19 protein-coding genes, 1 tRNA gene and 1 riboswitch are annotated in these 20,873 nt (G+C 59.2%); of the genes, 17 read left to right on the forward strand and 3 right to left on the reverse strand.

Annotation, left to right across the window (positions count from 1 at the left end):
• The first annotated feature begins 29 nt into the window (after positions 1-29).
• The 4 genes from ihfB (at position 30) to pyrF (ending at position 2,732) form a co-directional block, all read left to right on the forward strand.
• Positions 30-314 carry an integration host factor subunit beta gene (gene ihfB, locus BN1143_RS13085; RefSeq protein ID WP_005299934.1) on the forward strand — a complete coding sequence of 95 codons (285 nt, stop codon included), beginning with the start codon at positions 30-32 and terminating at the stop codon, positions 312-314.
• Positions 315-470: 156 nt separating this feature from the next.
• Complete coding sequence (locus BN1143_RS13090) at positions 471-755, forward strand: LapA family protein (RefSeq protein ID WP_005299936.1); 285 nt, start codon at positions 471-473, stop codon at positions 753-755.
• A 9-nt stretch (positions 756-764) separates the two neighbouring features.
• Positions 765-1,931 (forward strand): lipopolysaccharide assembly protein LapB, encoded by a 1,167-nt coding sequence (lapB, locus tag BN1143_RS13095; RefSeq protein ID WP_042050925.1) that lies wholly within the window; start codon positions 765-767, stop codon positions 1,929-1,931.
• Positions 1,932-2,030: 99 nt separating this feature from the next.
• A complete protein-coding gene (gene pyrF, locus BN1143_RS13100; RefSeq protein WP_042050927.1) occupies positions 2,031-2,732 on the forward strand; it encodes an orotidine-5'-phosphate decarboxylase in 702 nt (233 codons plus the stop codon).
• Between the two features lie 51 nt (positions 2,733-2,783).
• Here pyrF and rrtA read toward each other — a convergent pair whose 3' ends face one another.
• On the reverse strand, positions 2,784-3,362 hold the full coding sequence (rrtA, locus tag BN1143_RS13105) for a rhombosortase (RefSeq protein ID WP_172442662.1): 579 nt from the start codon (positions 3,360-3,362) through the stop codon (positions 2,784-2,786).
• Here rrtA and BN1143_RS13110 point away from each other — a divergent pair.
• From BN1143_RS13110 to BN1143_RS13130, 5 genes are all read left to right on the forward strand, one after another.
• Positions 3,292-3,978 (forward strand): tRNA-uridine aminocarboxypropyltransferase, encoded by a 687-nt coding sequence (locus tag BN1143_RS13110; RefSeq protein ID WP_017785431.1) that lies wholly within the window; start codon positions 3,292-3,294, stop codon positions 3,976-3,978. The two genes, rrtA and BN1143_RS13110, sit on opposite strands and share 71 nt — an antisense overlap.
• 22 nt (positions 3,979-4,000) lie before the next feature.
• Positions 4,001-4,708: a 7-cyano-7-deazaguanine synthase QueC gene (gene queC, locus BN1143_RS13115; protein ID WP_017780007.1), complete on the forward strand. Its 708-nt coding sequence runs from the start codon at positions 4,001-4,003 to the stop codon at positions 4,706-4,708.
• A gap of 61 nt (positions 4,709-4,769) precedes the next feature.
• Positions 4,770-5,441, forward strand: a complete 672-nt coding sequence (gene queE / locus BN1143_RS13120; RefSeq protein WP_042050991.1) for a 7-carboxy-7-deazaguanine synthase QueE — start codon at positions 4,770-4,772, stop codon at positions 5,439-5,441.
• A 1-nt stretch (position 5,442) separates the two neighbouring features.
• Complete coding sequence (locus tag BN1143_RS13125) at positions 5,443-5,673, forward strand: DUF3820 family protein (RefSeq protein WP_005299948.1); 231 nt, start codon at positions 5,443-5,445, stop codon at positions 5,671-5,673.
• Positions 5,670-6,233: a cob(I)yrinic acid a,c-diamide adenosyltransferase gene (locus BN1143_RS13130; protein WP_017785428.1), complete on the forward strand. Its 564-nt coding sequence runs from the start codon at positions 5,670-5,672 to the stop codon at positions 6,231-6,233. Before BN1143_RS13125 ends, BN1143_RS13130 begins: the two co-directional genes overlap by 4 nt.
• A 65-nt stretch (positions 6,234-6,298) precedes the next feature.
• Here BN1143_RS13130 and BN1143_RS13135 read toward each other — a convergent pair whose 3' ends face one another.
• The gene (locus BN1143_RS13135; protein WP_005299952.1) at positions 6,299-6,703 is read right to left on the reverse strand and encodes an H-NS family histone-like protein; all 405 of its coding nucleotides are present in this window, start codon (positions 6,701-6,703) and stop codon (positions 6,299-6,301) included.
• A 320-nt stretch (positions 6,704-7,023) separates the two neighbouring features.
• A riboswitch (Lysine riboswitch) is annotated at positions 7,024-7,195 on the forward strand.
• A gap of 86 nt (positions 7,196-7,281) precedes the next feature.
• On the opposite strand from BN1143_RS13135, the gene BN1143_RS13140 reads away from it, so the two are divergent.
• Both BN1143_RS13140 and BN1143_RS13145 read left to right on the forward strand, forming a co-directional pair.
• The gene (locus BN1143_RS13140; RefSeq protein ID WP_042050929.1) at positions 7,282-8,862 is read left to right on the forward strand and encodes a Na+/H+ antiporter NhaC family protein; all 1,581 of its coding nucleotides are present in this window, start codon (positions 7,282-7,284) and stop codon (positions 8,860-8,862) included.
• An 86-nt stretch (positions 8,863-8,948) separates the two neighbouring features.
• Positions 8,949-9,530, forward strand: a complete 582-nt coding sequence (locus tag BN1143_RS13145) for a thymidine kinase (RefSeq protein ID WP_042050931.1) — start codon at positions 8,949-8,951, stop codon at positions 9,528-9,530.
• Positions 9,531-9,598: 68 nt separating this feature from the next.
• On the opposite strand, the gene BN1143_RS13150 is transcribed toward BN1143_RS13145, so the two are convergent.
• Entirely contained in the window at positions 9,599-10,936 is a 1,338-nt protein-coding gene (locus tag BN1143_RS13150) for a flavohemoglobin expression-modulating QEGLA motif protein (protein ID WP_042050933.1), read from the reverse strand.
• Between the two features lie 158 nt (positions 10,937-11,094).
• Here BN1143_RS13150 and BN1143_RS13155 point away from each other — a divergent pair, with 158 nt between their 5' ends.
• The 6 genes from BN1143_RS13155 (at position 11,095) to BN1143_RS13180 (ending at position 20,871) form a co-directional block, all read left to right on the forward strand.
• Entirely contained in the window at positions 11,095-11,550 is a 456-nt protein-coding gene (locus BN1143_RS13155) for a type III secretion system chaperone family protein (protein WP_005299960.1), read from the forward strand.
• A gap of 235 nt (positions 11,551-11,785) precedes the next feature.
• Positions 11,786-11,873: transfer RNA gene (locus tag BN1143_RS13160), tRNA-Ser, on the forward strand.
• Positions 11,874-12,459: 586 nt separating this feature from the next.
• Positions 12,460-12,978: a type VI secretion system effector Hcp1 gene (gene hcp1 / locus BN1143_RS13165; RefSeq protein WP_010634242.1), complete on the forward strand. Its 519-nt coding sequence runs from the start codon at positions 12,460-12,462 to the stop codon at positions 12,976-12,978.
• Between the two features lie 264 nt (positions 12,979-13,242).
• Positions 13,243-15,288, forward strand: a complete 2,046-nt coding sequence (locus BN1143_RS13170) for a type VI secretion system Vgr family protein (protein ID WP_042050934.1) — start codon at positions 13,243-13,245, stop codon at positions 15,286-15,288.
• Complete coding sequence (locus BN1143_RS13175; protein WP_042050936.1) at positions 15,278-16,006, forward strand: DUF4123 domain-containing protein; 729 nt, start codon at positions 15,278-15,280, stop codon at positions 16,004-16,006. Before BN1143_RS13170 ends, BN1143_RS13175 begins: the two co-directional genes overlap by 11 nt.
• Positions 16,003-20,871, forward strand: a complete 4,869-nt coding sequence (locus tag BN1143_RS13180; RefSeq protein ID WP_042050937.1) for an RHS repeat-associated core domain-containing protein — start codon at positions 16,003-16,005, stop codon at positions 20,869-20,871. The genes BN1143_RS13175 and BN1143_RS13180 overlap by 4 nt, the downstream gene beginning before the upstream one ends.
• Positions 20,872-20,873: the final 2 nt, after the last annotated feature.

Raw genomic sequence — 20,873 nt, forward strand, 5'->3', positions numbered from 1 at the left:
CATGTGATCGGGGAAGGAGATTTAACGTTATGACCAAATCAGATCTCATCGAACAATTGGCTGCCAGCCGCATGCATATGCCGGCCAAAGATGTCGAAGCCGCCATCAAGGAGATCCTTGAGCAGATGGCGTCGACTTTGCAAAACGGCGACCGGATTGAAATCCGCGGATTTGGAAGTTTTTCACTGCACTATCGTGCACCCCGTGTGGGCCGCAACCCCAAGACCGGGGACAAGGTTGAATTGACCGGGAAATATGTTCCGCATTTCAAGCCCGGCAAAGAGTTACGCGAGCGCGTGAACATCATCGAATAATGCAGAAAATGGCATACCTGGGTATGCCTTTTTTGTTTTTACGGTTTCTATTGTGGCAATTGTCCGGTTTTGCCAAGTCTTTTCCCATTCGCTCTAGAGTCTGCCGGTGATTTTAAGGATAATCAGCCTCTCATTAGCTACTGACAGGGAGCTCCTATGAAGCGTATCTTGGCCCTCATTCCACTGGTGCTGGTGTTTATCCTGACGCTGGCCATCGGTTCGCAAAATGGCCAGCTGGTGCAGTTCAATTATCTGATTGCCCAAGGGGAGTTCTCGCTCTCCATGTTGCTGGGATTCTTCTTTGGTGGTGGCTTCCTGCTGGGCTGGCTGGTCTTCGGTTTGCTGTTCTTGCGCCTCAAGATGCAAAACCGCACCCTCAATCGCACCATGCGCCGTCAATCCCGTGAATTGGAGCTGGCCCGAACGGCTGCCAAGGAATAATGTCCCTCGATGCTTGAACTGCTTTTCCTGCTGTTGCCCATTGCCGCCGGCTACGGCTGGTATATGGGGCGCAGGAGTGTTCGCCAGGACACCCAGAAACAGAGTAACCAGTTTTCCCGCCAGTATGTGGCGGGTCTCAATTATTTGCTGTCCGACGAATCCGACAAGGCGGTGGATCTCTTTATCCAGCTGCTGGAAGTGGACAGCGAGACCATCGAAACCCACCTCTCTCTCGGCAACCTGTTCCGTCAACGGGGCGAGGTAGACCGGGCCATCAAGATCCACCAGAACCTCATTACCCGCCAGCTCACCATGGAGCAGCGTCAGCTCGCCCTGCAGGAGCTGGCGAGGGACTTCCTCGCCGCCGGCCTGCTCGATCGGGCCGAGAAGCTGTGGCTCGAGCTCACCGAGGACGGGGAGTATGAGGAGACGGCGCTGGCCCAGTTGCAGCTCATCTACCAGCAGTTGCGTGATTGGGAGAAGGCGATCGTGGTGAGCGAGCGGTTGCAAAAATTTCAGGGCAAGAAGCTGGCTCCCACCATCGCCCATTACCAGTGCGAGCTGGCCGACATGGCCCTGCGCGAAGAGAATCGCAAGCAGGCCCAGCTGCGTTTTCGCAAGGCCCTGACCGCCGATGGCAACTGCGTGCGTGCCTCGCTCGGCCTCGGCTGGCTGGCCAAGGGGGAGGGCGATCCGCGCCAGGCGGCCCGCGAGTTTGAGCGGGTGCTGACCCAGGACATCGACTTCGCGAGCGAAGTGCTCGAGCCCCTGTGTGAGAGCCTGGAGCTGTGCGGTGAGGAGGCGCGTATCCCCGAGCTGCTCGGCCAGGCCCAGGAGGCGCGGGCCGGCTTCCCGGTCACCTTGCGGCTGGCCGATTATGTGGAGCGCCACAACGGGCGCGAGGCAGCCTCCGAGCTGGTGCTGCGCCAGCTGCGGCGCACGCCGTCGCTGCGTGGCTTCCAGCACCTGATGGCGCTGCAGTTGCGTGGTGCTGAAGAGGGGCAGGCCAAGGAGAGCCTGACCATGCTCAAGGCGCTGGTCGACGAGCAGATCAAGATCAAATCCACCCACAAGTGCCGGCAGTGCGGGTTTGCCACCCACTCCCTGTTCTGGCAGTGCCCCTCCTGCCGCCAGTGGGGAGCCATCAAGCCGATCCGCGGTCTGGACGGGGAGTAAGAGCCACAACAATGTCATCAACCAGGCCCCTGTGGCCTGGTTTTTTCAGGCCGGTCCGGACTCGCTCCGGACGGCGCATAACCATCGATAGGAAGTGAGATGCTAGATCCCAAAGTACTGGTTGCGCTGGATTATCAGCACGAGGCCGATGCCTTCGCCTTCATTGAACGTATCTCCCCGGCCCAGTGCCGTCTCAAGGTAGGCAAGGAGATGTTTACCCTGTTTGGCCCCCAGTTCGTGCGTCAGCTGGTTGCCAAGGGGTTCGATGTCTTTCTGGATCTGAAGTTTCACGACATTCCCAACACCGTCGCCAAGGCGGTCGCCGCCAGTGCCGAACTCGGCGTCTGGATGGTGAACGTGCACGCCAGCGGTGGCGAGCGGATGATGCGGGCCGCCAAGGAGGCGCTGCTGCCTTATGGCGACAAGGCGCCGCTGCTTATCGGGGTGACCGTGCTGACCAGCATGGAGCTGTCCGACATGGCGCCGCTGGGCCTTGATGTGACGCCGGCCGAGCAGGTGATCCGGCTGGCCAAATTGACCAGGGACGCCGGGCTGGACGGGGTGGTCTGCTCCGCCAACGAAGCGCGCGAGCTCAAGGCGCTGCTCGGTGACGAGTTTAAGCTGGTGACACCGGGGATCCGTCCCACCGGCTCGGCTGCCGGGGATCAGCGCCGGGTCATGACGCCGCTGGCGGCGGTGGAGGCGGGTGCCGACTATCTGGTGATTGGTCGCCCCATCACCCAGGCGGCCGATCCTGCCGCCATGCTGGCCGGCATCAACGCGGAGCTGGCGGGTCGCTGATAAAAAATAGAATGCCGGCCCGATGGGGCCGGCATTGCATCCGGTGCAGGCTTACTCCTTGACGGCGTGGGGGCGCAAGGTAACCGGCAGCAGGCCGAGCAACAGGCCGGCGCCCGAGCCAATCAGATGTGATTCAATGTGTACCCTGGCCCCGATGAGGGCGGACACCGGACTTTCCCCCGCACTGTAGAAATCCACCCCAAGCTTGATCGCTACCCCTGCCAGCATCAACCAGCCGGAGTGGCGGCGATAGCGGATATCCTGCAGCGCGCCCCACACGAACAGGCCGTGCAACGCTCCCGACAGCCCCATGTACCACTGGGTCTGCGGACACCACCACCAGATGCCGAGCCCGACGGCGCTCCCCAGCAACAGCAGCAGCAGCGGCAGGCGACAGCCTGTCAGGTATTCACGAAACAGGCTGTAAAGCACGCACAGACCGCTCAGGTTGAGCAGTAGGTGCCACAGATTGGTGTGGGCCAGATTGCCTGTTATGATGCGCCACCCTTCACCTTGGGCTATCAGGGTGCGATCGAAGGAGAGCTGGTGATTCGGCACGGTGAAAAAGAGCAGCAAACTGGCGAGTGAAAGCGTGATGACCCAGAGCAATCCTGATTTTTCTGACAACATGAAACAGTCCGACGACAACAAGAGTCGATACTGTACACGTTGCACCAGAGCCCTCAAAGCCTGTCTGTGCGATTATATTCGGCCGGTTTCACCCCATGCGCCCCTGCACATCCTGCAGCATCCGGGGGAGGTGGGTCATCCCAAGGGGACCGCCGTCCTTTTGGCCGCCTCGCTGGCGCAGGCCCGTCTGCATGTGGGTGAACAGGTGGCCGACGTCCCCGAGCTGGCGGCCTTGTTGGCCGATCCCGCGCTGCAGTGTTATCTGCTGTGGCCGGATGAGGAGGCCATCACCCTTGCCGAGGTGAGAGAGAGGGAGACGGCTGAGCCGGCTCGCCGAGTCTGTTTTCTGCTGCTCGATGGCACCTGGCGCAAGGCCTACCGGATGCTGCACAGCAACCCCGAGTTGCAGCAGTTGCCGCGAATTGGGCTGGATGCCGTCGCGGGGCAATATTCCATTCGCAAGAAGCCGTTTCCTGAGGCGCTCTCGACCCTGGAAGCGGGCTACCATCTGTTGTCCCAGTGGGAGGGCGCACCCGATCGCTTCGCCCCGCTGATGACCCTTTTTACCCATTTGAACCGGCAGTGGCATGATTTTGCCCAGGGCCGACGCAGTTGAACTGCCCAGAGGAGTGACATACGTGAAAAAAGCCGTCGTGGTATTCAGTGGTGGTCAGGACAGTACCACCTGCCTGGTCCAGGCCTTGTCCCGTTATGACGAGGTGCACGCCATCACCTTCGATTATGGCCAGCGCCATAGTGAAGAGATCGAGACGGCGCGCCGTCTGGCCAGCCGGCTCGGCATCGCCGCCCACAAGGTGATGGACGTGACCATGCTGGGGGAGCTTGCCATCTCGGCCCTGACCCGGGACGAGATCCCGGTGAGCTTCGAGCTGCAGGAGAATGGCCTGCCCAATACCTTCGTGCCGGGCCGTAACATCCTGTTCCTCACCCTGGCCGCCATCTACGCCTATCAGGTGGGCGCCGAGGCGGTGATCACCGGGGTGTGCGAGACCGATTTCTCTGGTTATCCCGATTGCCGCGACGAGTTCGTCAAGGCGCTCAATCAGGCCGTCTCGCTGGGGCTGGATCGTGCCATCCGCTTCGAGACCCCGCTGATGTGGCTCGACAAGGCCGAGACCTGGGCGCTGGCGGATCACTACGGCCACCTCGATACCGTGCGCCAGCAGACGCTCACCTGCTACAACGGCATTGCCGGCGATGGTTGCGGAGCTTGTCCTGCCTGCGATCTGCGCAGCCGCGGCCTGCAGCAGTACCTGGCCGACAAGGCGGGCGTGCTGGCGCGTCTGCACCAAAAAACCGGGCTAGGTGAGAAAAGCGGATGCTGAGCCTGCGTCTCGGCCATGCTTGGGGTATAATCCGCGACTTTTGCAACCAGCCGTGACCAAGATGCATTACCCAATCAACGAGATATTCCAGACCATCCAGGGGGAGGGGGTCTTCACCGGCCTGCCCGCCATTTTCGTTCGCCTGCAGGGTTGCCCGGTGGGATGCCCCTGGTGCGATACCCGTCATACCTGGGTGGTCGATCCTGCTCGTGAAGTGGGCGTGCAGGCGGTGCTCGATTGCTCCAACGAATCCGATGGCTGGAGCAAGATGAGCACGGAGCAGATCCTGGCCAGCTTCCAGCAACTTGGCTATCAGGCGCGTCACGTGGTGATCACCGGGGGCGAACCCTGCCTCTATGACCTGCAGGATCTCTCTACCGCCCTCATTGCGGCAGGCTATCAGGTGCAGATTGAAACCAGTGGTATCAGCGAGATCAAAACCCATGAGCAGACCTGGGTCACCGTATCCCCCAAGATCAATATGAAGGGTGGGTTGCCGGTGTTGGTCTCGGCCCTTGAGCGCGCCAACGAGATCAAGCATCCGATAGCCACCGAGCGCCACGTGGAGGAGCTGGATGCGCTGCTGGCCACCGCTCGTCTGCGCGACGACGTGGTGATTGCACTGCAACCCATCAGCCAGAAACCCAGGGCGACCCAGCTGGCCATGGCAACCTGCATTGCCCGCAATTGGCGACTCTCCATCCAAACCCACAAATATCTGGATATCGATTGAAATGGAGTGGTTGTCCGACGAGCGGGTCTTGCTGTCGCTGGCCAACAAGATGCCGTACGGCAAATATCGGGGGCGCCGCATCATCGATATTCCGGAGCCTTATCTGGTGTGGCTGGCCCGTACCGGTTTCCCGGCCGGATCGCTTGGTCAAACGCTGGCGCTTGCCTATGAAATCAAGCTCAACGGGCTTGAATCCATGATTGTTCCCATTATTAACAGGATGTCGGTATGAGGATATATACGAGGCAGGGCGACAAGGGCATGACTCGGCTGGCCGATGGCGTGCAACTGGCCAAAGACGATATGCGGGTGGAAACCTACGGCTATATCGATGAATTAAATTCTCATATAGGTCTTCTTATTGCCGAGGTGCCCGCAGCGGAAACCGGATTATTGGCAGACCTGTTATTGCTGCAACAGGAATTGTTCGATCTTGGCGGGGAGCTGGCATTTTCCAGTGACGCTCAGGAGGCCGCCATCTGGCAGGTGAATAACGAGTGGACCCTGCGGCTGGAACAACAGATCGATGCCTACAGCGCCAATTTGCCGCTGCTGCGCAATTTCATTCTGCCCAGCGGCTCCCGGGCGGCGGCGCAAGCCCATGTGGTGCGCACCCTGACCCGGCGCTGCGAGCGTCTGCTGCTGACTTTGGGCCGCAGCGAACAGATCAACCCGGCCATTCTGCCCTACATGAACCGGCTGAGTGACTGGTTCTTCACCATTGCCCGCTACCTGCTGGCCTGTACCGCGACGCCCGAAGTGCTCTGGGTCAAGGCGGCAGAGCGGGGCTGACGGCAGGCCGCAGGCAATAAAAAACCTCGCAAGGCGAGGTTTTTTATTGGGCCAATGCTGTTTTATCAGATGGCAAAGTCTTCGACGGATTTACCTTCGGCGACCGCCTTGGCAATCACGGACGGCATGCGACCTTGACCGGTCCAGGTTTTTTCCACGCCGTTGTCCATATAGCGATATTTGGCCGGACGAGGGGCTCGTTTGCTCTTGGTCGCCTTGGCCGGTTCGGCTGCGACTGTGCCAACCAGTTCTGCCGGATCAATACCGGCGGCTTTCAGCATTTCGGCATATTCATTAATTTTGCGCTGATGTTCTTCACGAGCCTGACGCTCGGCGGCTTCATCCTGCTGGCGTTCGCCGACAATCGCGGAGAGCTTTTCCAGGCCTTCTTCCAATTGTTCCAGCGTCAGCTCACGGCAAGCGGCGCGCAGGCTACGGATATTCAGCAGTACTTTCAAAAATTCGTTCATAGTGTTCACCACGCGAGCAAAAGAGTGAATTAAATAAAAATAGTTATTTTGGCTAATTTATACGGCCGTTCGGGATTAAGTCAAGCGAGTCGAATTAATAAATTCATGCCTGGAATTAAGTAATGCAATTGAATTCAGGCCCGATTCAGCAATATTGGCCAGTGGCATACTCGACTGAGTTCCAGGTAGATGAAAATAGCGACAAAATCATAATGTTTGCACCATTTGACTACCTCTTTGCCCTTTTGATCTGGCTTGTTTGGGGATTTAATCAAAAAACTTGCTATAACGTGTCGGCACGATAAAATGTGCCTCGAATACCTTTAAGTAGAGGCGCGCTGCCTATGACTACTTGTGCGGAGGGTGATGCCGATGATGCACAAGGAAAGGAGTCAGCGCCGAAGTGGCCAGGCCATCATACCGGGCTGCTGGTTCTGCATCTAATAGGTGCAGGACTGCCATAGTCATCCACTATGGAGCGCTACCTGAAGGGGCTGAGGAGTATTACCTCCCCATGGGTTTTGTTTCTTTATCCTCTCGGTAGATCTCCACCTGCTGTCTTTAGGTGCAAAGAGATCATGGACATCGTTCACTACGCCGACTCCGGTTGGTCAATCATTCCCCCTCTGCTGGCCGTCGCACTGGCGATCCTCACCCGCCGTGTGCTGCTGTCGCTTGGCGTCGGTATCGTTACCGGCAGCCTGCTGCTGAACCAGTTTTCCCCCCTCGACTCCCTGCATTACATGTTGAACACAGTGCTCAAGATCTTCTGGGTCGACGGGGCGCTCAACCGTGACAACATCAATATGCTGCTGTTCATGCTGCTGCTGGGCGGCCTCATCAGTCTGATGAGCGTCTCCGGTGCGACCCGGGCGTTTGCCGAGTGGGCTGCCAAGCGAGCCAAGACCCGCAAGGGGGCCAAGGCGCTCACCGGCATGATGGTGTTTGCCTTCTTCATCGACGACTTCTTCCACAGTCTGTCGGTGGGGGCTATCTGCCGTCCGGTTACCGACCGCTTCCAGATCTCCCGCGCCAAGCTGGCCTACTTGCTGGACTCCACCGCGGCGCCGGTCTGCGTGCTGATGCCCATCTCCTCCTGGGGGGCCTACATCATCGCCCTGGTGGGCGGCATCATGACGGCTCACGGCATCACTGGGCAGAGCCCCATCTCCGCCTTCGTCGAGATGATCCCGATGAACCTCTACGCGGTGTTTACCCTCATCATGGTGCTGGTGGTGATCGCGTTTCAGCTCGATATCGGTCCGATGCGCCAGCACGAGCAGTGGGCGCTGGAAGGCAAGCTGTGGGATGAGTCCAAAGGCCGCCCCATCGGTCTAGACATGGAGAGCCCCGAGGAGAGCAACGGCGGCATGATCGATATGGTGCTGCCGATCCTGACCCTGACCGCGGCCACCGTCTACTTCATGATCGACTCCGGCGCCGCCGTGCTGGCCGCCAATGGCGAGCCGTTCAGCGTCCTTGGCTCGTTCGAGAATACCAACGTGGGTTCCTCCCTGGTCTACGGTGCCCTGTGCAGTCTGGTGGTCTCCATCGGTCTGGCCATGCGTCTGAAGCTCGGTGCCAAGAACTGGCTCAAGGCCGCGCCGCAAGGGGTGATGGCCATGCTGCCGGCCATCAACATCCTGCTGTTTGCCTGGACCATTGGCGCCGTGGTGCGCGATGTGGAGACCGGCAAGTACCTGGCCTCCCTGGCCAACGGCAATCTGCCGGTGGAAGTGCTGCCGGCCGTGGTGTTCGTGCTCTCCTGCGCCATGGCGTTTGCCACAGGCACCAGCTGGGGCACCTTCGGCATCATGCTGCCGCTGGCGGGTGACATGGCGGCGGCCAGCGATGCGGCCCTGATGTTGCCGATGCTGGCCGCCGTGCTGGCGGGTTCGGTGTTCGGGGATCACAGCTCGCCCATCTCCAGCACCAGTATCCTGTCGGCCACCGGCGCCGGTTGCCATCACATCGATCACGTGATGACCCAGCTGCCCTATGCCCTGGCCATCGCCTTTGGCGCCGCCCTCGGTTATCTGGTGATGGGACTGATGCACTCGGTGCTGGCGGGCTTCAGCGTCAGCGCCCTCTGGTTCGTCATCTTCTCCAGCTACCATTTGCGCAAGGCAAGGTCCCAGGCGGACCTGGCTGTTGCTTAAAACGTACAAGGGGCCGCAAGGCCCCTTGGTTTTGTTGGGGGCTTTGGTTAGCATGCGCCCCATAAATTCAGTTTCGGAACAGTATCATGGCTTCACTGCACTACAAGTTTGCCACCATGAATTCAGGCAAATCGACCCAGCTCATTCAGGCGCACTTCAACTATCTGGAGCGGGGCATGCATCCCTTGGCCATGACACCCGCCATCGACGACCGCTTCGGGGTCGGGGTGATCAGCGCCCGGGTGGGGTTGGAGCTGAAAGTCGAAGTGTTCAGAGAGAGTTGTGATCTGTTCGAGATGGTGAAAGCCCGTCATGCCGAGAAGCGTATCGATGTGTTCATCGTCGATGAGGCCCAGTTCCTGACCAGGGAGCAGGTCTATCAGCTGGCCCGTATCGTCGACGAGCAGGACATTCCGGTGATCGCCTACGGCCTCAAGACCGATTTTCGCGGCGAGCTGTTTCCCGGCTCCTATCACCTGCTTTGCCTGGCCGACAAGTTCGAGGAGCTGAAAAGCATCTGCTGGTGCGGCAACAAGGCGCACATGAACTCCCGGGTCAACGAAGCAGGCCAGGTGATGCGAGATGGCGAGCAGGTGGAGATCGGCGGCAACGATCGCTATGTCTCCCTGTGCCGCAAGCACTACCTGGAAGGGCGGGCCTTCAAATAACCCGCGGCTGATGGGGATAACATGAACAAGCAAGGCGCCAATCTGGCGCCTTGCTTGTTTCCGAGGGGTCAATCTATCTCGATATCGACCGGGGCGATGATGGGATCGGCCACCGGCAGGCGGTGGAACAGCTGGCGAAAGTGCTGCTGTACCCGGCCGATATCCACCAGCGACATGCCGGAGGCGAAGCCGAACCAGACGTAGAGGCCGGTGAGATCGCGAAACATGGGGGGCAGATAACGGGGCGCACTGATGAGCCCCTCCAGATAGTGCTGATAGATCACCGGGATGTCGTCCAGGGTCACCTTGCCGACAAACAGCATGGGCAGGATCTCGGGCACCCCCTCCAGCACGGCGCTGCGGATGAAGTTGACCGTCTCCACATAGCCTTTCACATAGGAGAGATCCTTGGTGAAGCAGGCTCCCCCCTCGACCATGCCGCCGCGAAACACCCGCTGGGTGATCTTGTAGGCGTCGTGCTCGCTGGCTCCCTGGCCGACGAAATGGCGGAACACCTCGATGAAGTCGGCGCCGCGCTCCGCCATATCGATGGCCATCACCCGATCCGAGATGCGCTTGGCCCTGTCCGGAAAGGAGCTGAAGGTGAGGGTCTCTATCAGTACCGCCAGCCCCTCCTGGCAGGCGGTGATGCGCGGCGAACCGGCACTGAGCCAGGTTGCATAGGGTTGCTGGCGCCCGTTGAGGGTTGTGCCCACGTGCACCCAGCCCTCATGGACCTCCAGCACTTGCAGGTCGAGCTCGGAGAAGCAGGCGTGGGAGTTGAGCTTGATGTAATCGCCGCCGGCCGCGGCATCGGAGACGATGCCATCGCTCAGCTTGACCTGCACTGTGCCGTCACTGAAGTAGTTCGACAGCTTGCCCTGCAACCTGGCCACCGCCGCTTCCCCCTCGAACTCCTTGGGGTAGGGGCGCACCAGGTGGCGGGCGCCGGGCAGGGAGAAGATGTCGCACAGCTTGGCCCCCAGCTCCTTGAGGGTCTTGCGATCGCCGCGCAGGTGATCGCCGGCCGAGCCGTAGAGCAGCCGGCTGTAGCGCAGAAAGTCCGGTTGCCCACGCTGGCGCAGCATCTCGATGACCACCATGTATTGATCCACCGTCTCCTGCAGGATGCGGCCAAGCTCATCCTGGGGACCGAGCCGGCGCCGGATCCTGTCCCGCAGCTCCTTGAGCTCCAGGTACTTGTTGCGGGGATCGAAGCCGAGGGGAAGGCCATCATAGAAGGCCTTGTCGACGGCCGGCAGCGTGCGCCCTCCGCTGGCCAGAAAGTCGGCCTGCAGGTGACGGGGCCACTTGATGGCATCCAGAATGCGGATGGGCTTTTGCAGGATCAAGAGTTCATCCGAGAGGGATTTCAGATGCAGACGGTACTTTTCTTGGATGGTCATTTAGCCCCCTGTGGGGCGAGTGTGGCGCTGGAATGGGCTGAGTATATGCAGGCTGCTTGCCAAAAAGAAGCGAGGGCCGTGCTTATCCGGCCAGTGCGCTTTTGGTTGCCTGAAAATTGGTTTAGACTGCGCCCCTTGATCCCAATTGTGTCGTGGAAATGATGAATATCCCCAGCTCCGAAATGATAATGCGTTGGTTGCAGCAGGCTCGTATCGAGCACTATGTCTGTGATCAGTGCCATGGTATCCACATCGTCTCCCTGCAGTCCGTCGAGGGCATCCAGGAGAGCCGGATCTTCGTCGAAGAGGAAGGGGTGCTGTTTTCATCCGAGCTGGAGGTGCGTCCCTCCGCCTTGCTGCCGCTGGTGGCCGAGCTGGGTCGCCTCAACATGCAGTATCCGTCGCTCAAAGTGTTCCTCGACATCATCGATGACAACCTGCCGCGGCTGGTGGTGGGGCATACCGTCTTTACCAAGGCGGGGCTCAGCGTTGAGCAGTTCCTGCTGTTTGTCGAGAGCACCATAGCCGCGACCCATGAAGTGGTCTCCGAATGCGAGCGGTTGGGCTTCCTGAATCTGCCGGAAATCCAGGTTGCACCGGAGTCTGTGCACTGATTTGTGCGTTAAATGTGCGAACGGTTCGCCAGATGCAAAAAGCCGTTGACGCCGGCGGGGCTTTCCCCTAAATTACGCCCCGTTCCAGCGCAACGGCGCAACGAACGATGTGCTGGCTGAGCACGTTAAACAACAGACCAAAATTGGGTGAGGTGACCGAGAGGCTGCCCAGCGACGAAGTCGGCAAGATGCACGCGCAGCGTGCTCCGAAAGCCACTTCAAGAAGTAAAAATTTGGTGAGGTGTCCGAGTGGCTGAAGGAGCACGCCTGGAAAGTGTGTATACGGCAACGTATCGAGGGTTCGAATCCCTCCCTCACCGCCAAATAAAACAAAAGGGCCTGTCTTGCGACAGGCCCTTTTGTTTTATCCGGTGACGGGCGGCTCGGTTCGGGCCCTGGTTCGACAGGCGGGCAGGACAGCCCGCATGGACGGCCAGAGGCCGCCCGAAGGGCGAGCGCCAGGGACGGTGCGAGTCAATCCCGACCCAGCGTATAGATTGAACAACCGACCTGATGGTCGGTTTTTTGTTTTGCGGGATAGGTTGTCGCTTCCTGCTGTCTCCACAGTTTTTTTATCATCTATAACCCGGTTGTATCGACGGGCAGCCGGCCCCCGATGTTTCCTATTGTCAACGCATAGCTCAGTTGCCATCACACCCGTGCGGATCATCAGGTTGAAATAAGTTCTGACTTGCGCAATGCATTGCGGAATTTCAAGATTATTATTCTGTATATGCAATTTTATTTGGATGAATATATCGGATGCGCAACTTGTTGCGTTATTGCGATAATGGTTTGATTGGTAATTGACTCAACCTATTGTTTTAAAACAATAAAATGAATTGGCATGGTCACTGCTAACGGATTCGGTCGAGTGTCATTACCGTTCAACCAATCAGGAGCAATTCCATGCCAACTCCATGTTATATCAGCATCGAAGGTAAAACTCAGGGCAACATCACCGCCGGTGCCTTCACTTCCGATTCCGTCGGCAACATCTTCGTGCAGGGCCACGAAGACGAGATGCTGGTGCAAGAGTTCCAGCACGTCGTCACCGTGCCGACCGATCCGCAATCTGGTCAGCCTGCTGGCCAGCGCGTCCACAAGCCGTTCAAGTTCACCGTGGCCCTGAACAAGGCCGTGCCGCTGATGTACAACGCGCTGGCTTCCGGCGAGATGCTGCCGAAAGTGACCCTGAAGTGGTACCGCACCTCCGTCGAGGGCAAGCAGGAGCACTTCTTCTCTACCGTGCTGACCGATGCCACCATCGTCGACATCGACTGCCAGATGCCGCACTGCCAGGATCCGGCGAAGTCTGACTTCACCCAGCTGATCCAGGTCTCCATGGCCTATCGCAAGATCGATTGGGAGCACACCGTTGCCGGTACCTCTGGTGCGGACGACTGGCGCGCACCGATCGAAGCGTAATTCTCAGTCAAAGGGCACTGCTTGCGGTGCCCTTTTGCCGTTTCTGGCATTTCCCGCTCCGTTTCAATCACACGTGTTTTTTCTTCTGCCCGTTTGCCTGAGGTGAGGGGGCACAAGAAAAAATCCGAGTTTACGTCTTGCCGCACGCCGTCAAGGGCGTGCGGTAGCCATGGTGTCAGAATAACCAGGGCGAAGGCGGATCTCTCACACGGCTTGAAGTGCCCCGCCTGATGGGGCTGCACGATATCTCAGGGGCGAGCAACGATGGCAGACAGCACAGGATTACAATTTACCGTCAAGGTGGGGGCCCTGCCCGAGAGCACCTTCGTGGTGGCCGAGTTTGCGCTGGATGAAGCGCTCAACCGGCCGTTCAACCTGCGCCTGGAGCTGGCAAGCGCCCAGCCCGACATCGACTTTGGCGCCGTGCTGGACCAGCCGTGCGAGCTGCTGGTGTGGTACAACGGCGAGCTGCAGCGCCGGGTGTGCGGGGTGGTGAGTGACTTCGCGCAGGGTGACAGCGGTTTTCGCCGCACCCGCTATCAGCTGCGGGTGCTGCCGGCGCTGTGGCGTCTGTCGCTTCGCCAGAACTCCCGCATCTTCCAAGCGCAGAAGCCCGATGAAATCCTCAGTATCCTCTTGCAAGAACACGGCATCACCGACTATGCGTTTGCGCTGAAAAACGAGCATGCCAAGCGGGAATATTGTGTTCAGTACCGCGAGTCCGACCTCGATTTCGTGAACCGGCTCGCCGCCGAAGAGGGGATGTTCTACTTCCACGAGTTTGAAGCGGGCAAGCACCGCATCGTCTTTGCCGATGACGCGGCCGCCCTGACCGCTGGCCCCGAGCTCTTCTTCAACCTCGGCAACCGCTCGCTTGAGCAGGGACCCTATGTGCGCCAGTTCCATTACCGGGAGGCGGTGCGCCCCTCGGATGTGGAGCTCAAAGACTACAGCTTCAGGACCCCGGCTTATGGCCTCTCCCACAAGAAGGTGGGAGCTGAGCTGACCCACCAGCGCGATACCTACCAGCACTTCGACTATCCGGGTCGCTACAAAGAAGACCCGAGTGGCAAGGCCTTTGCCCAGCACAGGCTCGATGCGCTGCGCAACGATGCGGTAGCCGGTAGTGGCAAGTCCAACAGTGCGGCCCTGCAGCCGGGGCAGACCTTCTCGCTGACCGAACACCCCAACGGCAGCCTTAACACCGATTGGCAAATCGTGCGCATCCAGCACACCGGCTTGCAGCCGCAGGCGCTGGAAGAGGAGGGGGGCAGCGGCCCCACCGTCTACCACAACGAATTTGGGGTGGTGAAAGCCAGCACCACCTGGCGGGCGCGCATCGGTAGCCCGGAGGCCCCTCACAAGCCGATGGTGGATGGCCCGCAAATCGCCATGGTGGTGGGCCCGGAGGGGGAGGAGATTTACTGCGACGAGCATGGCCGGGTGAAACTGCAATTCCCGTGGGACAGATATGGCAGCTCCAACGACCAGAGCTCCTGCTGGGTGCGAGTCTCGCAAGGCTGGGCCGGCGGTCAGTACGGCATGATGGCCATCCCGCGCATTGGCCACGAGGTCATCGTGAGCTTTCTGGAAGGGGACCCGGACCAGCCTATCGTGACTGGTCGCACCTACCACGCCACCAATCGGCCGCCGTATGAGTTGCCGGCCAACAAGACCCGAACCGTGCTGCGCACCGAGACCCACCAGGGCGAGGGCTTCAACGAGCTGCGCTTTGAAGACCAGGCGGGGCAGGAAGAGATTTACATCCACGGTCAGAAAGACCTGAACGTGCTTATCGAGAATGATGCCGCCTGGCACATCAAGCATGACCAGCATACCGATATCGACAATGAGCGGGTGACCCGCATCAAGACCAACGACCACCTGACGGTGGAGGGGGAGAAGCGCGACCAGATAAAAGCCGACTACTCGCTGACAGTGGATACCTCCATGCACCAAAAACTGGGTGACAGCTGGCTCACCCAGGCGGGGCAAGAGGTGCACGTCAAGGCCGGTGCCAAGGTGGTGCTGGAAGCCGGCTCTGAAATTACTGTCAAGGTCGGCGGCTGCTTTATCAAGGTCGATGGAGGTGGTGTGACCCTCGTGGGACCCACCATCAAGATGAACTCGGGTGGCAGCCCAGGTTCGGGTTCGGGATGGGGCGGCAAGTCACCAGTTGACCCTCTGGGTGTCAGTGTTCCCCCCAAACCCAAGGTACCGCTCACTCCTGCGCAACTGGCCACCATGAAGAGTGCCGCCCCTTTCTGTGAAGAGTGTGAAAAATGCAAGGAGGGTGGCTGTGAAATTTGAGATCACGCCGCTGGAAGAGTGGATACAGAGGCAATCAGCCCCTCTTTATGCTGTGCTGGCCGGAGCCAGCGATGCGGCTCCCTTGCAGAATTACTACCAGCTCGATGGCCGCGAAACGCCACGCGGGCTCTATCTCGGCACCCCTTATGAAGACTGGCATCCCGTCATGCCCTATCTGGTGGCCCTCGACAAGGAGAGCCCCTTTATCGAGTGGGCGCAGAGCACCGAGGCAAGCGACTGGGGCTGGATAGTGGCAAGCGAGCAGCCTGTCGATACCCTCTATGCCCATCTGCAGGGGCTGACCCAGATCTGGCACCAGGGGGAAGCGGTGTTCTTCCGTTACTGGGATGGCGTTTATCTGAAGCGCATTCTGGTCCAGCTGGGGGAGGGCTTCACTGCCTTGATGCCTGGGTTGAGCGGGATCTGGGTCGGAGGGGACGGCTTCGAATGGGCTGCGTCAGAAGCCGCAGTACCACGCGCATTCCCCTGGTGGGAGCTGCCCCCCGCCATTGCCGTGACCTTGGCGAGACAGGATCCCGCCCCTCTTATCAACAACCTGATGCAGCAGTTGGCGGATCAAAACGGTCAGCTCTACTGGGCGTTTCCCGAGGCGAACCTGCGCTGCAAGGTCGCCCGCTTTGTCTCCCGTCATTCATCCCCTGATATCGATCTGTTTCCAGCGCTGGAAGCGGCGCTGATCAATGAGGTTCAAGCATGAGCAATGCCGGCCAAGCCGTCTTCAACGAAGTGACCGCCGATTATCGCAACGTTCTGAATGCCTATCGCAAGGATGCCGAGAGTTTCTTTCTGGGCGACATGCTCAGCATGGACATGGAGCAAACCATCAAGGTGGGCGACAAGACCATCACGGCATCGTCCAGCAGCAAGAAGGCGCAGTCCGTGGTGACGCAATGCCCGCTGAGCGGTACTTTGCGTCTGGTTCATCTGTTTGAATCCGTACGTTTTATTCCCATAGGCAATACCCCGTACAAGGTGGAAGCGGGGAAACTGGTGCGCGGACGATTTGTCAGCGAGGCGGTAGCCAAGGAGGGAACCCTGGATGCCAAGGGCATTGCCGAGGTTGGTAAGCTGACCCCGGGCAAGTCCTATCGGGTGACCTTCTACCCCAATGTGAAGAAGAGCGACCTGGATACCTTGTTCACCTCTTATGTGCCCGTTCAAAAAGACCTGGAGGCGTGGCTTACCAAGGAGTGGAACAGTGAGCACAAGGCTGCTTGGGCTCGTTACAGCGGCACTGGTGGTGGGTTTGGCAGCCATGCTCTGGCGGCAGCAAGCGGTATCGGCAAGGCACTGGTCGGGGTGTGGGACGATCTTAAAACCATCTACAACCTGCTGGCCGATCCGGTAGGCAATGCCAAAAAGCTGGCCGCCTTCGGCGTGGACGCAGCGGCCATGGCCAAGGCTGGGGCCTCCCAGATGGAAGCTGCCATGTTGGTACTGCAAGATGAAGCGCTGCTTTATCTTTATGCCTATGCCTTGGTGTGCTGGGTCAAGATGTTGCCCCCTGATCAGCAAACCGAGTTTGGTGCTCAGGTGATTTCGTCGGTGCTGATTGATGTGATCATCGGTGTGGTGCTGACCGGAGGAGCTGGCCTCGCGGCGCGCTATGGTGCCAAGGCTGCCTCCATGGCCAAGAACAGTGACCGGGTCATGCGACTGGTCACCTCCTTGGTCAATCTCTCCAAAAAGCACAATTTGGCCCAGCACGCCCAGAAGGCGAAGAAGGTGCTGGTCGCGGGAGCTGCACCGTTGAGCCCGGCCAAAAAAGCGGATCTCAAGTTGGTCGATGGCAATGCCAAAACGTTGGTGGAAAAAGGAACGGCGGCCAAACGCCGGTTCCAGGGGCACACCGAGATCAAGCAGGTGAACAAGACTCCGGATGCCTCCAAACAGGCAGTTACCCCGGCCAACCGGCCCCATCAACCGGAGGCCAGCACCTGCAAGAACAACTGCCCGGTCTCCATGGTGACGGGGGAAGAGTTGCTGGCTCTGCAAGATGGCGAACTGCTGGGTCTGCTTCCCTTTGTCTTCGGGCGCCTCTATCGCTCCTCCGCCGTCGCGCAATCCTGCGGCATGGGGCTTGGCTGGACGCATGCTCTTGCGCATCGTCTTGAACGTCACGGCGATACTCTGACCTGGTGGGATGAGGAGTCCCTGGCAACCGAATTGCCGTTGCCATCAGCCGTCAGACCCATGGTGACCAATCTGCTGTCGGAGGCGGCGGTCTACCTCGGTGACGAGGCTGATGAAGTGATCCTGGCCAAGGCCGGTTCGCCGTTCCTGCATTTTACCTGGCATGGGGACCGCGGACGGCTAACCGGTTTTTCCGATCCTTACGGCAATCGACTGACGGTGCGTTCTGACCGTCAAGGGCGCCCCGCCTGGGTTGAAAATGAAGGGGGGCTGGCCCTTCGTCTCGTCTATGAGGGCGACCACATCATGGCGCTCGAGTTGCAGCGCTTTGATGGCATTGCCTGGCAGCCCCAGGCCACGCTGCAACGCTACCACTACGATGACCATGGTCACCTGGTGGCGGCCGAGAATGGGGCCGGGGAGTGCGAGCGTTATCGCTATCGCGATGATGGGGTCATTGTGGAGCGCCGCCTGGCTGGCGGTGCCGGTTTCTTCTGGGAGTGGGAAGGGGAAGGCAAGGCCGCCCGAGCCATCCGTCACTGGAGCGATGTGGCGGGTTTTGATGTCACCTATGGCTGGGATGATGACAAGGGTGAGGTGACGGTACTCAATGCCGATGGCAGTCAGGAGGTGTATCAGCACGACAGCCAGGCACGCCTTGTCCGCCAGCAGGATCCGGATGGTGCGATAACCGAGTTTGCCTACAACGACAAGGGCCAGAAAGTACTGGCCCGCGACCCGCTGGGGGCCGAGACCCATTATCACTACGACGAAGAGGGGATGTTGGCCCTCGAAGTGGCTCCCGACGGCAGTCAGACTGCCTATCACTACTGGGATGGCCGGGTTCGCAAGGTAGTGCAGGGGGAGCGCGAATGGCGCTTTGAGCACAATCCGCAAGGGGGTCTGATTGCCAGGCGGGATCCCCTGGGGAACGAAACCCGTTATGGCTATACCCCCCAGGGCAAGCTCTGCGCTGTGCTTCACCCAGACGGGAGCCGCACCGAGCTGGTGTGGAACCGCCTAGGCCAGTTGATCGAAGAGAAAGGGGTCGATGGCGGGATAAGCCGCTGGCGCTATGACGAGCGGGGCCGCCAGATCGTGCGGCAAGACCCGCGTGGTGCAATTACACGCTATGAATGGGACGCAGCCGATCGTCTGAGTGCCGTTCATTTGCCCGGGGGCGGCATTCGCCGCTATGAGTACAACGCCTATGGCAAGGTAACGGCGCAGTGGGACGAGCTGGGCCGTGAGACACGTTTTGAATATCACCCCGGCCTGCATCTGGTGAGTCGGCGCATCAACCCAGATGGCAGCGAGCTCAAATACCGCTATGACAACGCCAAGCTCTTCCTCAGCGAGATTGAGAACGAGCATGGTGAACAGCATCGTATCCACTACCATCCCAACGGGCTGGTGGCACGGGAAACCGGTTTTGATGGGCGCACCACCGCCTACCGTTATGACCTCAACGGACGTCTGAGCGAAAAGGTAGAGTTCGGCAAGCAGGAGACCGAACTGGTCACTCGCTATGAGCGCGACCCCTTGGGTCGCTTGTTGACAAAATTCCTGCCAGATGGCCGCGAGATCGCCTTCGAGTATGACGGCCATGGCCAGCTCATCCGGGTCGACGACGGTGCATGGCCCCTGGCATTTGACTACGATGGTGCCGGTCATCTGCTGGCCGAGCATCAGGGGTGGGCCTCAAGCCATTTCCGATACGATGCCATGGGGCGGCTGTCACATTGGCAACTGCCCGACGGCAACCAGCTTGGCTATCACTATCAGCACGGAGCGCTTGGCGGAATTGATCTCAACGGCGCCGAGCTCACGCGCCACCAGGTGGTGGGGGGGCTTGAGCTGCGCCGGCAGCAAGGGGCACTGACCCAGCAGTACGAATATGACGAGCAGGGGCGCCTCTCGGCGCTGCGTCTGCAGCGGGGCAAGCAGGTCGCCCGCGAGCGGCGCTATGGCTATGACGGAACGGGCAACCTGCTGCGCATTGATGACAGCGTGCAGGGGGAGCTGCATTATCGCTACGATCCGCTGGACCGCTTGCTGGAGGTGCGGGGCGAGCTGACCGAGCGCTTCTTGCATGATCCGGCCGGCAACCTCCTGGGGGAGAGTTCGGGTGGTCAGTTCGATGGGGCCCGTACCCAAGGGAACCGGCTGCTGTTCAGTGGCGATCGCCACTTCGAGTACGACGAATTTGGCCGATTGGCGCTGGAGCGGCGCGGCAAGGGTCAGCAACTGGTGACCCGCTATCACTACGACTGCCAGCACCAGCTGGTGAGGGCTGAACTGCCTGATGGCAGCACCGCCTGTTATTACTACGATGCCTTTGGTCGCCGCATTCGCAAGACGGTGAGCGGAGCAAAAGGCGTGCAGGTCACTGAATTCTTGTGGCAGGCCAACAACCTGATTGCCGAGAGCAGTTATCAGCTCGGTGATGATCAGCGCCGTACTGACGAGCAGTACCGCACTTTTATCTATGAACCAGGCAGTTTCAAACCCCTGGCACAGCTGGAAGGGGAAGGGCAAGAGGCGGAGGTATTCCATTACCAGCTTGACCACCTGGGCACTCCCTTGGCACTGACCCGCACAAGCGGGGCCACCGTCTGGCAGGTGCGCTATCGAGCCTATGGTAATGTCTGGCGCGAAGAAATCGCCGAGGTGGCAACGCCCTTGCGTTTCCAGGGACAGTATTTTGACGCCGAGACGGGGCTTCACTACAACCGCCACCGCTACTATCAGCCCGACACGGGTAGATTTATTACCCCCGACCCGATAGGCTTGGCCGGCGGGCTCAACAACTACCAGTATGCTCCTAACCCGACTGGCTGGGTGGACCCGCTGGGGTTGAGTAATGTGCCGGGACAGTGTCCATTGGATACGCCTAGAGCTCGGATCCCAGTTGAGCAGCAAGATGTATTCAAACAATTTGAGCAGCATCATACTGGCCAGTTTAACGATGACCATGCATTGGTTAGCGCATTTGAGAATGTGAGGGACAATGAGTCCCCATGGCCTGTTGGGTTTACTCCTAAGACGCGAATTATTCAGCCTGGAGAACGTTTTAATATGATCACTAATGAGGGCAGAGCTCAGTTTCCAGGTCAATTTGGCACTCAAAGTGAGATCCCTAACTCTAGCTTTGGTAGAGCAAATCTCGCAATCAAAGAAGAATGGAAAGGAACACTTGATAGAAGAGTTACCTATGAAGTACAACGTCCATTTGACATAGAATATGGTCCCGTGGGACCACAAATAGAAAAAATGTCTGATGGTTCATACAAGTATTATCCAGGGGGAGGAGAACAGATTAGACTTCTTTACAAAGATTTCGAAAATGCTGTCCCCAGTAAGAAAAATAATTATACAGATAATGCTTACCTAAAAATAATCTCTGATATAGCTTTGCCACAGGAGTGATA

Source organism: Aeromonas dhakensis (assembly GCF_000820305.1).
GTDB lineage: Bacteria > Pseudomonadota > Gammaproteobacteria > Enterobacterales > Aeromonadaceae > Aeromonas > Aeromonas dhakensis.

Bases quoted from the DNA above. Each gene is read 5' to 3' on its own strand.
- ihfB (WP_005299934.1), top strand. From the start codon at position 30: ATGACCAAATCAGATCTCATCGAACAATTGGCTGCCAGCCGCATGCAT.
- BN1143_RS13090 (WP_005299936.1), top strand. From the start codon at position 471: ATGAAGCGTATCTTGGCCCTCATTCCACTGGTGCTGGTGTTTATCCTG.
- lapB (WP_042050925.1), top strand. From the start codon at position 765: ATGCTTGAACTGCTTTTCCTGCTGTTGCCCATTGCCGCCGGCTACGGC.
- pyrF (WP_042050927.1), top strand. From the start codon at position 2,031: ATGCTAGATCCCAAAGTACTGGTTGCGCTGGATTATCAGCACGAGGCC.
- rrtA (WP_172442662.1), bottom strand. From the start codon at position 3,362: ATGTTGTCAGAAAAATCAGGATTGCTCTGGGTCATCACGCTTTCACTC.
- queE (WP_042050991.1), top strand. From the start codon at position 4,770: ATGCATTACCCAATCAACGAGATATTCCAGACCATCCAGGGGGAGGGG.
- BN1143_RS13125 (WP_005299948.1), top strand. From the start codon at position 5,443: ATGGAGTGGTTGTCCGACGAGCGGGTCTTGCTGTCGCTGGCCAACAAG.
- BN1143_RS13130 (WP_017785428.1), top strand. From the start codon at position 5,670: ATGAGGATATATACGAGGCAGGGCGACAAGGGCATGACTCGGCTGGCC.
- BN1143_RS13135 (WP_005299952.1), bottom strand. From the start codon at position 6,703: ATGAACGAATTTTTGAAAGTACTGCTGAATATCCGTAGCCTGCGCGCC.
- BN1143_RS13140 (WP_042050929.1), top strand. From the start codon at position 7,282: ATGGACATCGTTCACTACGCCGACTCCGGTTGGTCAATCATTCCCCCT.
- BN1143_RS13145 (WP_042050931.1), top strand. From the start codon at position 8,949: ATGGCTTCACTGCACTACAAGTTTGCCACCATGAATTCAGGCAAATCG.
- BN1143_RS13150 (WP_042050933.1), bottom strand. From the start codon at position 10,936: ATGACCATCCAAGAAAAGTACCGTCTGCATCTGAAATCCCTCTCGGAT.
- BN1143_RS13155 (WP_005299960.1), top strand. From the start codon at position 11,095: ATGATGAATATCCCCAGCTCCGAAATGATAATGCGTTGGTTGCAGCAG.
- hcp1 (WP_010634242.1), top strand. From the start codon at position 12,460: ATGCCAACTCCATGTTATATCAGCATCGAAGGTAAAACTCAGGGCAAC.
- BN1143_RS13170 (WP_042050934.1), top strand. From the start codon at position 13,243: ATGGCAGACAGCACAGGATTACAATTTACCGTCAAGGTGGGGGCCCTG.
- BN1143_RS13180 (WP_042050937.1), top strand. From the start codon at position 16,003: ATGAGCAATGCCGGCCAAGCCGTCTTCAACGAAGTGACCGCCGATTAT.